Here is a 12,103-nt window from a genome sequence, read left to right as displayed (position 1 = left end):
GCCCCAAAGGACAAAAACTGAGCCAAAAGCACCACCTGTCACAATTTAGACATAATCAACTTTCATGGAACACTGTGAACACGAATAATCAAGGTATTTTGGCATTGCCCATGCGACTCCGAAGAGTTATGGTCTTCCCGTATTTTTAACGCACGGGAGATGGTGTAGATGGCGTTTATGGTTGTTTGCAAATCATGCGGACATGAGCAAGTGTGGAAAGATGGCGCGGAATACGGAAAGATGTACATAGAGGCAGTCGGCAGCACTATCATTTGTGGCTGTGGACACGGAATTGGGGATGATGGAGGGGTTATGAAGGAGTTTAAGGTGCCTGACGTTGACCCACTCGATCCCCGCGACTGACACTCTCCGAAGAGGAACAACTACCCATCACAACACGAAGACAGGCCGCCACATCGGGCCTGTCTTCGACGTTCTCATGCCTGCACACCCATTACACAAAATGACCCTGAACGCCTGAGAACCGCCTTCAAACGCCGCAAAATTGATGCCGCTTGAAATCACTCGTGAATGGGGTTCCAGAATCACCCGCGTGTCCATTGTTATCATACTTCCATCGCTTCGCAACGTTTGGAGTCAAAAATTCCAGTTTTCCAGTGTCATAAACCCTTCCAAGTCAGTACAATTCACTTGAAAATGTTCGCACACGTTTGGTATTTTGGCGGAGTTCGGTTTATATTCCTCTTGCGTAATCAAGTAACAGTTAGCAGTCTTTGCTCTAGCAATAAGGAACGGATCAGCGCACGGTTTGCCACTTAAAATAACTTTACGAGAAACTAGGTCATTAAAATGAGAAACCTGAAATATCTGTTGTACCACCCGCTGTTCTTCTAGAGTGGGAATAGAAAAAATACTGGAATTAGATTTTGCCCACACCATTAAGCGATCAACTTCCGGGTAACTGTTTATCTCATTGGCAACTTCTCTAACTGACTCAATTTTCCCCGCTTTAATTAAGCTAGCGAAATTGTCCCACAGTGTTGGAAATCTCGACTCGTAGTAATTTTTAAACAATGTTCTAAATGCACTTGTGTCAAAAATATACTCCACCATTATCTTCCCCTCCCAAAGAACTTAGATTCAAGCTTTGGAAGGTTAGCCACGCTTATGTCAACGTAATCAGCCAACTGGTACTCTGAAATTGTACCCCCGTAATAATTTCCAAAGGCGAGGTTTAGGTAATTGTCGCCGAGATAAGTGATTTTGGTAGCGTAATAATTGCCACCTCCACTCTGTGACTTCCCCTTTGCAGCTTGATCAGTCCATTTTTGAGCAAGTTCTAAATATCTCGATTTAGAAAGGATACCTCTGTCAAGCATTTTTCTTGAAATTACTTCTCGGCTCACACAATACAGTCTGGCTAGGGAGGATATTGATAGCTCCGAGTTGTCAAAATTAATTATTGTCCTGTCAAAATCAGCGTTCGGTATCAAAAATTCAGCCGCGAACTGATTACAGAAGGTTTCGATCTGTTTTTCATAGCTGGATAACTGAACTATAAAACCATCATCGAGTTTGTCTATCCCACCAATGTTGAACATCAGGTGTGCAAGCTCGTGGAACAAAGTAAATATCTGTCGAGTCTTCGGCATACTATTGTTTATGTAAATAACAGGAAATTCGTCATCGAACAGGCAAAAGCCCGATATGCCATCCTCCTTAAAGGCGTTTTTAAACACAAAAATACCGGCCTTTTCTATAGCCTCTCTCCATATTCTGAACGCAATGTCCTCGTTCTGAAAGGCTTTTTGTTGATCTAGAGAAATGCCTATGATGCCCCGGATGTCCTCCGCAACCTTATGTATCGACGTCGTGTTATTAAATTTGTAGCTTTTGAGAATGTGATACTGAGAAGGGTTTCTGTTTTTACACAATTCGTGCAATGTTATTTGTTTCACAGAGGCATCTCTGAAAATCTTAATTACATTATGATTGATGGATTGATATTCTGCGTCGGGTAAAGTTCTAAATGCTTTTCTTATTTTATCTTCATGGGGTGGCTTGGAAAAGTAAAAAACTGCTATCGGTCTTTTAAAGACGTTGTACGCCAAGTTTTCTAGCTGGACGTAGGTTGGAACATCTCTGCCCTCTTCCCACGACACTATAGTATCAACATCTTTATTCATCCTACTCGCTACCTCTTCGAGCGATAGATTTAACGTCACCCTTGCCCACTTCAAGATTTCGTGGTTAATGGAGGTGAGATTAGACATTATCATACCCTCACAAACCGTTACATTTTTCTACATGTTACCACAACGAATCGGATGGCGGTCAGAGTAAATTCTTCGCTGAGTTCTACAAATTTATATGTTGCTGTCGGTTGCGTCATCGACACCCCTCGTTCCCTGCTGTATCCTCATTTCATCAATCACAAGGGAGCGATGCTCAGTGTTCATCATTAAATGCACAAACTGTGGCCGGGAGCAATACTGGGGTGAAGATGTGAGCGTTGGTCAGGGTACGGTGATTGAGGTGGCGGACAAGGCGGTGTATTGCACTTGTGGGGCGGGTGTGGAAGAGGAAAACGGGATACTTGTAGTGCTTTAAGCCAGCGTACAGTAGTGGCAATGGACATGGAACAGCCGCTCGGTGTACGAGCGGCTCATGTACGTTTGGGTGCAATATATGTTTATCGCCGAAAATATGTCGATTTATTTGTCATAGACCTGTATTTTTCTAATTCTTCAGGGGGTAAAACGTAGGTGACTATCAAATCATGTCCGTTGTACTTCAGACACTCGTCCCGCTGTTCATCATTATCAAACGGAAATCCTTGCGACACGGGACTGGTATCTTCCCTAACCGTGTAGAACAGGGAGAATAAGTACCTGTATAACTCAAAAGGCGTTTTATACCGCTTCTTGTTCAGTTTTTGCCCTTTCAATTGGCAAATCTCTTCGGCGAAAGCCCATTGCTTTTCAGATATTGTTGGTTTTACGGAGGCTGTTCTCGTCCGAACATTTGTCACACCTATATCTAAAACATCATTGCCGTTCGGCACTAAGTCGTCAGACAGAAGAGGTGCAATCGATAGTTCACTACGGTCGTACGTTGCATATTCCACACCACTACTTCGATTGAATCGAGACGCAATAAACGTCCTCACATCATCGACAGACCTTGTAAATCTGTAACCCATCGCTTCAAAGACTCCACGCACCTCCGTACCGTATTCATCACTTGTAAAAACGCGTGAGTCCAAAATGGAAATTACCCCATAATCACTAATGTCGCGAATCAACCGTCCCACGGCTTGCTTCAGCTTAACCATCATGTGAGGGAACGTCACTTGTTGGAAACGGTTGTCTAACCCCTCACTTAATAGCTCCAAATAAGGATCATTCGGAACGGGGAACGGCAGTCTGGTCAAGATGACAGAAATAAGTGCTTGGCCGGGGACGGAGAAACCAGAAAAGAAGCTCCCTGAGCCAACTAGAACGCTTCGTTCATCTTCCTTGAACATCCGTGTTAGTTGTTCGACAGCTCCCTTCGTCTGCATTAGCAACGTAAAGTCCTTCTCCTTGGCGTAATCCATAAGCCCTTCATGTATATCATTCATGTGTACTTTGGATGTGCAAAGTATCAAGGTTCGCCCGTCAGTGATGTCGAGTAATGATTGAATGTGAGAAATTTGATTAGGTAAATAGTCTGGCCCCGTTGACTCTTGCGCCGCTACCAAGTCGTTAGGGACGTAGATCATGGCTTGCTTAGAAAAGTCGAACGGTGTGGGCAGCGTCTTACAGGACGCATCCTTCGGATTGATTCTCCACTGAGTAAGAAAATTCGTAAAGTCTCCATCTGGGGTCAGCGTCCCTGACATCACTATTACCTTGTTCCTCCGGGTTAAATGATCAAGCGTTTGGCGGAATTGTTCTGGAAAATGTGTACTCACAGCACAGAAGGCATCCTCTTCATATTCGATCCACGTTACATATTCGGCGTCCCAGATCACACGCAGGGATTCTAACATTTCTGCCAATTCATCTTGTGCGAGTAGGTTTTGATTACGCGCCACTAGAGATGTCAGAGCATCATCGATACACCTATATACTGTTGTGAGAAGCCCTGAGATTTGGTCGGAAATCGGATACCTACCTCCTGTGGTTTCTGCCTTCTCCGCGTCTGCGGTCAATCGATCCTGCAATTTTTTTAGAGAGGCAACATAGGTTCCCCGAATCCTCTTCGGTACAAATGGAATTTTCGATCTCAAATCTTCAATGGTTACTTTTGCTGTTACCTGCCCTAAGAAGTTCGTTTGAAAGTCGTGAGCTTCGTCGATAACTATGATTCCCGGATTGAGTGGAACGATGGGGCTATGAGGGATCTCGCTGGTCACGTTCAATACTGACCGAATCAATTGGTCGTGGTTCGTTATTATCAAGTCGTTCTCTGCGCTGAGGAATGACGAACGATGCTTATAAGTGGCACAATTGTACCTTAGTTCGCATCGATCACATTCACCCTTTGATCTAGTAAGAGACCAATACTTCCACGTGGCTTCATCCACTGGGCCAAATCGCGATTCAAACTCATCTCGGTGTCCAGTCTGTGATGTCGCATTGAAGAAGTCCAAACGATCCTCATACTGTTGAAATCTGTGCCTATTACGCCGAAACTCTTTCATACAGAAATAATGCGTCTTACCCTTTGCCAAAATAGGTTGGTCTACGAACCCAAGTTTATCTAGCAAGGGTGTTTCATCTCGCATGAGTTGCCCTTGCAGGTTTATGGTTGCAGTCGCGTAAAGAACCCTCTTATCTTGGAGCCGCTTTTCCAGCATTGACGGAATTAACGCTCCGAGCGATTTGCCAGTGCCGACCGGGGCTTCAATTACGAGTATTCTCTTGCCAGAGTTGTCGTTTAGAAACTCTGAAATGTCGAATGCCATTTGAACCTGTGACGTTCGAACTACCTCCGTTTGGTAGTGATCCGGTAGGCTCTTCTCAAACAAGCTTAGAAGTATGCTCTTTCGATTTGTAAGCTTTTGTCGAATCATCTCGCTCAGAAAAGGGCTGTTCTTTCGCAATCGGGCCGTCACCACTCCACATTTTGATCTCTCTTATCGCATCTAACACGCGGAATTATATATCAATTAACCTTAGATGCAAACATATGTTCCTTCCAAAGTGATTATGGATGTCCTGTCTTCCTCACACGGTAGACTGTTGTTGCTCTGGACGTTGGAGAGCAGTCTCCTTGGTGTTGCGAAGTCCAATTGCACGAGCAGAGCCGTTTTCTGTCTTGCACCTTATATATTGGAACACGGTCACGCACAGATTGTGCGGCAACGAACGATACACCTGCGGTGACAACTCCCACGTTATTCGATGATGTCATAATTCTCTAGGGGTGCATTGAATCCTCTTCGTTGGTAACAGACAAACGCAAAAAAGCCGCCCACTATCCGGGGCGGCTTCGGTCTTCACTCTGTACGAGACTTGTACACTTCAAGGTCATCACGACTAACATCGTCCGGTGGTACGAGTCGAAAATGACGTTCCGATGATAAAGAAACCTTGCCGTCATTCTTCTCGAATGCAAACAAAGCGATCACATCGTTTTGCATAAACTGTGCCGCTATTGGTATGCAAATCAGGTCGGGGAATTTCGTCTCGCACACCATAAAGTCCTGTTCTACTTGCGCTATTCCGAGCATATCGTTATGCCCTTTCGCCTGCACAGGGAAAACATAGTGTACACCTTTCTTGTCCACACCTACATAAATCTCATCGGTTTCAACTTGTCCCACGCCGGGAACCGTAGTTCTCAGGTGATTCTGCAACGAGAAGGCCGCCACCCCTGTAAAGATGTCGATGAGCCTGTTATACCTCAACTTCGCAAGCAGGGCTTGTTCATCTTCACCTGCGTACTTCAGGACAAGTCCCGGCGTGGCCTCTGGAATTTTGGTTTCGGACATCAACTCATTCGGCAACATACGCGCCAAATTCGATGATTGCGGGACAAACTTGTACTTTCCACGACCATCAGGGTAAATTACCCATTCCATTCCCTCTGGTGCAAGTTTGCGAATGGAATCCGGCAACGTAGTCCGGTATCGAAAGCTATACATGATGTCTCCCAGATTCTTGGGGAGTTTAACATCTAGTTCCCTTGCCACTTCCTCTAGTTCTTCTCTCATAAACGACACTTCGGTGTCACCGTCTTTATAGTGCCGAAAAAAGACAGCCTCGATCAGTTGAGAGTAACGATTGGCACGCTCCACCTTATCCCCTCCAACGTAAAACAACGACTTCTTCCCTCATCTGCTGTTTGGTTGCAGTTGCTATCCGCGTTCTGAACAGATCGATGGACTCGACTTCATAACCAAGATTTTCGGCGATGTCTGCCAATAGTTGCCCCGTTCGTATGAGGATTCGAAAATAGCTGGCCTGATCCCCAACAACATAGGCCAACCTTGCACCGGGTCTTAAAATGGTTTTCAGTTCATTCAAGTGCCTCGCCATGCCACCAAAATAGAGCCTTGTCACTTTTGCATACAGCTTTTCGAATCCAGAGGTTTTGCCTAATTCGATTCGGCGTTGTTCGATGGCATCTGCAATTCGCTGGATTTCAGGGAAACGCTCCATCCATACATCGTCAGAATCACCTTTGTACACACCACGGGTGTTCGACCGAACTAAGCCCTTTTTCAGATTTCGCAGGCTTTCTTTGTCACGAAGGAAGCCTAATATAACCGACTCCAGCCGAGTGGTTCTGGTGTAGTCCTTCTCGTTCGGATACGGCGGTGACGTGATCACCGCGTCTACGGAGTGCGGTTCGAGAACACGCGTTGCATTTCTCGCATCATCAAGGTGAACCGAACTTGGCACCATTCGGTACGCCTGTTTGTTGTTGATGTCATTGACCATCGTTTCGACGTTCCCTAACCATGAAAAAACTACACGCGCATCCTCTTTGACCTTCCCTACACCGACTTCTGGGCCGAAATGCAGGTTTCCGATTGTAGTCACCAGTGCTTTCGCAAGAGCTAATTTTTCGTATCTGACTAACCTCGGATCATCATAGCGGCGAATCACTTCAAGCAGTTTCAACGTCTTGTGCAACGGCAGAGGACTGATGGATCGTGCTAACAGAAGTTTTTCGGCTTCTTCTGGCAGGGTTTCTAGCCGTTCTGAATCACCGTGCCACGTCATGCCGATGTCGTCTATGCCTTCCTCTCGGAGTTCATGTATGACTGTATCCGCGATGAAGCGTGCGTGATTCAAAAGTTCATCGGTGTTTACTTCCCATGACACTTTCGTTTCCGATGCAAAATGGGCAACAGGGTTCCGCTCGATACCTACGCTCGGAATGCCGTTCAACTTAGCCTCTACAAGCGTTGTGCCCGTACCACAGAACGGATCGAGTAACACCGTGTCTTGATTCAGCCCGAATCTAGTTATGTACTCGCGAACTAAATGCGGCGGGAATGACAGCACGAAACGATACCAGTCATGAATAGGCTTATCCTCTGTTGCTGTTTGATTGATCTTTGGGTTTGAGAAATCTAGCCTGTGAATTTCTGTGCTTTGAATAGCCAATTCATTGCCTCCCACTTGTTGTCTCGTGAACCACTCCACCATCGTACCTCATTACCCACTTCGACAGTATTCGCGACGACTTGGGTGAATCCTCTTCGATCCAGCGATACAGGTTGTCAGTTTTGGATCTACCCTAGAGAAAGAAAATCCGCCCACTACGCGGCGGAAGAGAGAAAAGTTTTTGGTTGTGTGCAAATCGGCTCTCTACCGCTCTGATGACGACTGCTCAAGTTTGCAAACATCCGTTCGCATTTATTCTATCGTGTCAATGAGACACAATGGATTATCAGTTCTGTCCCAATGCTCCAAAATGCACTTGTGGAACATAAGAAAAATACCAGCTAATCCTTATCACACAAGGGATGGCGGGTATTTTGCATGTTTCCTAACCTTGCCCTTGCCCCTCGAATGTTCCAAAAACGCTTCTTTGTCATACAAAATGCGACATTACGAAAGGGGATGTTCGTGATGCAGTTTGTGGAGCCAATTCGAGATCGCAACAAAGTAGAAGCCATCAAAAAATTGTTGCGCGGAAGTAATTTGAGAAACTACGCTATGTTTTGCCTCGGTTGCAATTCGGGGTTACGTGTATCTGACTTGTTGCACCTCGTCGTTTCAGATGTGCAGGACGAGAAAGGAAGGATTCGTGACAGAGTTCAGGTCAAGGAAAGCAAAACCGGGAAGACCAAAGACTTTCCCATCAGCGAATCGGCTGCTAAAGCCCTTGCAGAATACCTTTCAACTCGCAAGGGGGCGCAGCAGAGTGAACCTCTCTTCCTTAGTCGCAAGGGTGGGCACTTAACAAGGCAACAGGCTCGGCGAATCATCGCGGATGCAGCGAAGTCGGTTGGCGTGCGGGATCGAATCGGAACTCATAGCCTCCGCAAAACTCTTGCATACCATGTCTACAAAGAACAAAAAGACATCGCACTCGTCCAAAAATTGCTGAATCACAGCAATACTGGCGTGACTTTAAGGTATATCGGTGTGACGCGAGAAGAGGTTGATTCCGCTGTACTTCGGATTAACCTATAATTGCCGTCCAATGGGCGAGTTTAACAAAAGCGAAGAAACGCCACCTAATCTCCGTGTCGCTCGATTTGGTGGCGTTTCTATGTGTTTTTTTCTTAATCGTTCCCCTTTGACCGCTGGCCGAATAAAAATCCAAGAACCGCAACGATAATTGTCTTGAGCAGATCAAAGACTTGCGTGGCAAAAGTGCCATCCTTAAACCGGAAAACCTCCACAAAAAACACGATCATTACAAAAATCAAACACCAAAACAGCAGGTTGCTGGCGATTTTCATTTCTCTTGTTTTGAGCCAGCGTATGAAGTGCTGAGCACGGTGTTTTTCTTCTTGAGCAGCGCGCCTTATTTCTGTCATTACGGTTGCACGGTCAGTATTAGTCCCTGACACCTCAACCTCATCTCTCGGCGTTTCTATTTCTCGAACCTGCGTTTCACCATTCATAATCGGCCAGAATATCCTCGTCCATCAAAAAGTCATTATATGTTTGCCACGCTTTGTACCACGGCGTACCGATGCGATGCGTGATTTGAGACAACTCAATACCAGAATAGGAACGATATTGAGTCCATACTTCATCAATGACTTGCTTAATCTGTGGAGACTCTACCAAAAGGAACGAATCGCCCTTGCTGTCTTTCGAATACGCAGTTATCGGATCTGCTCCAAATTGCTTGAATTCGTGATAAATACTCGGCAACACAGGCCCATATTTCCACGCTTCAAAGCGTTCGTTGAATAGACGTTTATCGGTTTTCTTGTAAAATTCCCGATAAATAAAATAGAGTAATTTTTGCAACTTCATTTGAGTTACAGGCTTCTTTTGCTCAAACGAACGACTAAGAATGTTGTTTGCCACAATACTTGGAGTCACAACATTGCCCATTCGCTCATCACCCACTTCTGCGTTCGGCTAAGAAAGAACTTGCTAATAGTGAATTTATCATTCTTATGCTACCGAAATCTTGCCGGAGCGTCAACGGAATACCGTCCAAAACGCCCTCCAGTTCGTGTTTATGTCATACATGCGCCGGGTTGGTGAGGGAGGAATGACAAATGAACAAAGCGGAATTGATCAAGTCCGTCGCCACTGGTGCAAACGTGTCACAGGCAGTCGCAGGTAAGATGCTGACGACCCTGCAAGAAGCCATTGAGAACGCACTGATACACGGTGACAAGGTGAGTGTAAGAGGTTTTGGCACGTTCGCAATTAGCGACCATGCTGCCCGATACTACCATCATCCGCAGACAGGTGAGACAAAGATGGCTCGTTCATATCGAACAGTTCGGTTCGTGCCGAGCGGCGAGATTAAAAGTCGTCTGAACTGAATCACAACAAAGGCCGTCAGAGCGCATCTGGCGGTCTATTTCATTGTTTGGGAGGGACACTTTGTCATGGACACCAACCTGCAAAAACAACTCGACTTGTTTGCAAATGGAGCAGTACAACTTGTCCTCGTCCGCCGACACGAACTGCCCACAGCCGCCGCGTATCTTGCCATCGCAGGTGTTGACCACTACCACGTAGAGGCAGTGGCACTCGACGACGAAGAATGGTTTCAACTTTCCCCTGCTTGTGAACCTCTGTGGCGCACCGCGCCGCCGATGCTGCACACTGCGTACAACTAAGACACAAACCCCGCCCACGGCCCGTTCGTGACCGTGTGCGGGGTTTGTTTTGCAAAGTAACTTACAGAGCAGTGGCAACTACCTCTATCGACTGCTTGTCAGCCTTGCCCAGTGCATAACCAATTTCAAACGCTTTTCGCACTACAGAGTTTTCTAGCACCACATAAGCATCATTGTGTTTAGCCCATTTTAACTCGTCTTCGCCAAGCAGTTCCATGATTTCCTTTTCGAGATAACCACTAGCGTTTTGATATTCTTTGGACTCGTACACTTCATCAATGATCGCTTCGCAAACTTCGTCCGTCAATACCATTCGTCCCGTCTCCCCATTCGTCCCAGTCTTGTAACACCGCTCGGCGGGGCGTTTAAGCTATGTCACTATACTATCGCTTACGCTCGTATAAATCAACTATAAATTTCTATCCAAGGAATATATTAGGTCATTTTGACTCTATGGTTTAATGAGCAACCTATGCAATCCTGATGCAGCCTCGTCAACTCGACCGCCTTTATGACACCCTTGTGACCAGAGCGGACGCAATCTTGGTCACACGCCAAAAACGCTAACCCTTGATTCTCTAGGACTAATGCGTTTGGGATTACTTACCATCATGTTGTTTCGGGTCACAAAAGCATAGTTTGGTGTCACACGGATTTGGAAACTCTGAAAGTCCAAATCCTAGTGGCAGTAGAGAGAATGCAGGAAGATATTTACTAATAATGGGAAAAAATCGCGTTTTGTGACACCTAAAAAAATTTGTGTGCATATGTATGGGGAGATCAACAACTATATAAAAGGACGCGAAAGAGCAAAAATAAAAAAACTCCGCGCGTGATCATACACACTATCGCAAAGAGGTGGTCACATTATATATAATATTTAAGATATTTTCCATAAATATTATATATATATCCTACTGCAACAAGGATTTTAGCAATTTCCATTTCCAAATCTGCGTGACACCCTCACCCGCTTTTGTGACCAGAAACACCCCGTTTTGTGACCAAGAATAGCCTCTTTGTGACCAAAACAGGGTCAAAAACGGGGGGCTTGTGACCAAGAATGGATGTCACGAAGGGTCGAAAGTAGCGAACTGGAAATTCTGAGTGCGAATTGCACAATGAGAATGAAACTCACATCGTAGGTGCAACCATCATCCTTTATCGCGATGCAATAGTGCTGTTCTGTCTTAGAAGTCAAAATGGCTTCTAGTATGTAACCGCTTTCTTTTGCATCAAAAACCACCTACGGCCTATTTATCCTATCTCGTTTGCAAAACGATTCTGAGGCCATTTTGAGGCCGAATGCGGCGGTGTTACGAGGTTCGATAGATGTATATTCCAGACCGTCCATTATGTGGGGTCAAAATGACCCTATACTGACGAAGAAGAATGCCGACCCCGCCAGTGTGCGAGATCGGCTTTTAAAGTTGTCGTGAACTACTTTTTCAAACTGCCAACAACTCCTGCAACGCATATCCCTCGTTCGTGCTGGTCAACCGTGCTATTGGCTCCATCGTCTCCGTGTCCGCCAATAGCACTGGCGATGAACGTAACTCCAGCCGCACCCCCAATTCGCCCGAAAGGGTGTTCAACGCTTTGACAAACCCCTGCAAATCCCTTGTAGCAGGCTTTTCATGACGTTGCTTGCGTTTATACGATGCTACTCGGTGCGACGTATATAGCCCGCAAACGTATTGCAAAGACCTCCCAAGTTCTCTGCCGCTTTTACAGTCGGTCAAGCGCATTCCATCCCAAACCTCAACCAACGCCACGCCGTATCGCCTCGACAAGTCGCCCAAAGCCGCGATCCACTTGTCAACTTTAGTCATCCGCCGTTTACCCACTGCCACTCACTCCCCTTACATCTACCCGGCTCCC

At 45.9% G+C, this 12,103-nt stretch carries 14 protein-coding genes; 5 read left to right on the top strand and 9 right to left on the bottom strand.

Features of this window, described 5'->3' with window-relative positions; all coding sequences use genetic code 11:
* The first annotated feature begins 168 nt into the window (after positions 1–168).
* Positions 169–363, top strand: a complete 195-nt coding sequence (locus tag ACFSB2_RS09625; protein WP_377942823.1) for a hypothetical protein — start codon at positions 169–171, stop codon at positions 361–363.
* A 234-nt stretch (positions 364–597) separates the two neighbouring features.
* On the opposite strand, the gene ACFSB2_RS09620 is transcribed toward ACFSB2_RS09625, so the two are convergent.
* Positions 598–1,074: a PIN domain-containing protein gene (locus ACFSB2_RS09620; protein ID WP_377942822.1), complete on the bottom strand. Its 477-nt coding sequence runs from the start codon at positions 1,072–1,074 to the stop codon at positions 598–600.
* A complete protein-coding gene (locus ACFSB2_RS09615) occupies positions 1,074–2,147 on the bottom strand; it encodes an ImmA/IrrE family metallo-endopeptidase (protein ID WP_377942821.1) in 1,074 nt (357 codons plus the stop codon). Before ACFSB2_RS09615 ends, ACFSB2_RS09620 begins: the two co-directional genes overlap by 1 nt.
* Before the next feature lie 265 nt (positions 2,148–2,412).
* Here ACFSB2_RS09615 and ACFSB2_RS09610 point away from each other — a divergent pair, with 265 nt between their 5' ends.
* On the top strand, positions 2,413–2,571 hold the full coding sequence (locus ACFSB2_RS09610) for a hypothetical protein (protein WP_377942820.1): 159 nt from the start codon (positions 2,413–2,415) through the stop codon (positions 2,569–2,571).
* 82 nt (positions 2,572–2,653) lie between these two features.
* On the opposite strand, the gene ACFSB2_RS09605 is transcribed toward ACFSB2_RS09610, so the two are convergent.
* From ACFSB2_RS09605 to ACFSB2_RS09595, 3 genes are all read right to left on the bottom strand, one after another.
* The gene (locus tag ACFSB2_RS09605) at positions 2,654–5,050 is read right to left on the bottom strand and encodes an ATP-dependent DNA helicase (protein WP_377942819.1); all 2,397 of its coding nucleotides are present in this window, start codon (positions 5,048–5,050) and stop codon (positions 2,654–2,656) included.
* Between the two features lie 396 nt (positions 5,051–5,446).
* On the bottom strand, positions 5,447–6,247 hold the full coding sequence (locus ACFSB2_RS09600; RefSeq protein WP_377942818.1) for a hypothetical protein: 801 nt from the start codon (positions 6,245–6,247) through the stop codon (positions 5,447–5,449).
* Position 6,248: 1 nt separating this feature from the next.
* Positions 6,249–7,565 carry a DNA methyltransferase gene (locus ACFSB2_RS09595; protein WP_203114247.1) on the bottom strand — a complete coding sequence of 439 codons (1,317 nt, stop codon included), beginning with the start codon at positions 7,563–7,565 and terminating at the stop codon, positions 6,249–6,251.
* Positions 7,566–8,033: 468 nt separating this feature from the next.
* Between ACFSB2_RS09595 and ACFSB2_RS09590 the strand changes: the two genes are divergently transcribed.
* Complete coding sequence (locus ACFSB2_RS09590) at positions 8,034–8,600, top strand: site-specific integrase (protein WP_377942817.1); 567 nt, start codon at positions 8,034–8,036, stop codon at positions 8,598–8,600.
* Positions 8,601–8,692: 92 nt separating this feature from the next.
* On the opposite strand, the gene ACFSB2_RS09585 is transcribed toward ACFSB2_RS09590, so the two are convergent.
* Both ACFSB2_RS09585 and ACFSB2_RS09580 read right to left on the bottom strand, forming a co-directional pair.
* Positions 8,693–9,037, bottom strand: coding sequence for a hypothetical protein (locus tag ACFSB2_RS09585; protein WP_377942816.1), 345 nt, complete (start codon positions 9,035–9,037; stop codon positions 8,693–8,695).
* Entirely contained in the window at positions 9,027–9,479 is a 453-nt protein-coding gene (locus ACFSB2_RS09580; RefSeq protein ID WP_377942815.1) for a Panacea domain-containing protein, read from the bottom strand. Before ACFSB2_RS09580 ends, ACFSB2_RS09585 begins: the two co-directional genes overlap by 11 nt.
* A 170-nt stretch (positions 9,480–9,649) precedes the next feature.
* On the opposite strand from ACFSB2_RS09580, the gene ACFSB2_RS09575 reads away from it, so the two are divergent.
* On the top strand, positions 9,650–9,922 hold the full coding sequence (locus tag ACFSB2_RS09575; protein ID WP_377942814.1) for an HU family DNA-binding protein: 273 nt from the start codon (positions 9,650–9,652) through the stop codon (positions 9,920–9,922).
* Between the two features lie 66 nt (positions 9,923–9,988).
* A complete protein-coding gene (locus ACFSB2_RS09570) occupies positions 9,989–10,222 on the top strand; it encodes a hypothetical protein (protein WP_377942813.1) in 234 nt (77 codons plus the stop codon).
* Positions 10,223–10,283: 61 nt separating this feature from the next.
* On the opposite strand, the gene ACFSB2_RS09565 is transcribed toward ACFSB2_RS09570, so the two are convergent.
* Together ACFSB2_RS09565 and ACFSB2_RS09560 are read right to left on the bottom strand one after the other, a co-directional pair.
* Entirely contained in the window at positions 10,284–10,535 is a 252-nt protein-coding gene (locus ACFSB2_RS09565; protein WP_377942812.1) for a hypothetical protein, read from the bottom strand.
* Positions 10,536–11,670: 1,135 nt separating this feature from the next.
* Positions 11,671–12,069 (bottom strand): hypothetical protein, encoded by a 399-nt coding sequence (locus tag ACFSB2_RS09560; protein WP_377942811.1) that lies wholly within the window; start codon positions 12,067–12,069, stop codon positions 11,671–11,673.
* Between the last annotated feature and the right edge of the window lie 34 nt (positions 12,070–12,103).

Source organism: Alicyclobacillus fodiniaquatilis (assembly GCF_042678105.1).
Taxonomy (GTDB): domain Bacteria; phylum Bacillota; class Bacilli; order Alicyclobacillales; family Alicyclobacillaceae; genus Alicyclobacillus; species Alicyclobacillus fodiniaquatilis.
The sequence above is the reverse complement of the archived record's forward strand: the minus strand, read 5'-3'. Positions and strand labels throughout refer to the sequence as shown.

Coding starts and splice junctions, on each gene's coding strand:
- ACFSB2_RS09625 (WP_377942823.1), top strand. CDS start 169: ATGGCGTTTATGGTTGTTTGCAAATCATGCGGACATGAGCAAGTGTGG.
- ACFSB2_RS09620 (WP_377942822.1), bottom strand. CDS start 1,074: ATGGTGGAGTATATTTTTGACACAAGTGCATTTAGAACATTGTTTAAA.
- ACFSB2_RS09615 (WP_377942821.1), bottom strand. CDS start 2,147: ATGAATAAAGATGTTGATACTATAGTGTCGTGGGAAGAGGGCAGAGAT.
- ACFSB2_RS09590 (WP_377942817.1), top strand. CDS start 8,034: ATGCAGTTTGTGGAGCCAATTCGAGATCGCAACAAAGTAGAAGCCATC.
- ACFSB2_RS09585 (WP_377942816.1), bottom strand. CDS start 9,037: ATGAATGGTGAAACGCAGGTTCGAGAAATAGAAACGCCGAGAGATGAG.
- ACFSB2_RS09580 (WP_377942815.1), bottom strand. CDS start 9,479: ATGGGCAATGTTGTGACTCCAAGTATTGTGGCAAACAACATTCTTAGT.
- ACFSB2_RS09575 (WP_377942814.1), top strand. CDS start 9,650: ATGAACAAAGCGGAATTGATCAAGTCCGTCGCCACTGGTGCAAACGTG.
- ACFSB2_RS09570 (WP_377942813.1), top strand. CDS start 9,989: ATGGACACCAACCTGCAAAAACAACTCGACTTGTTTGCAAATGGAGCA.
- ACFSB2_RS09565 (WP_377942812.1), bottom strand. CDS start 10,535: ATGGTATTGACGGACGAAGTTTGCGAAGCGATCATTGATGAAGTGTAC.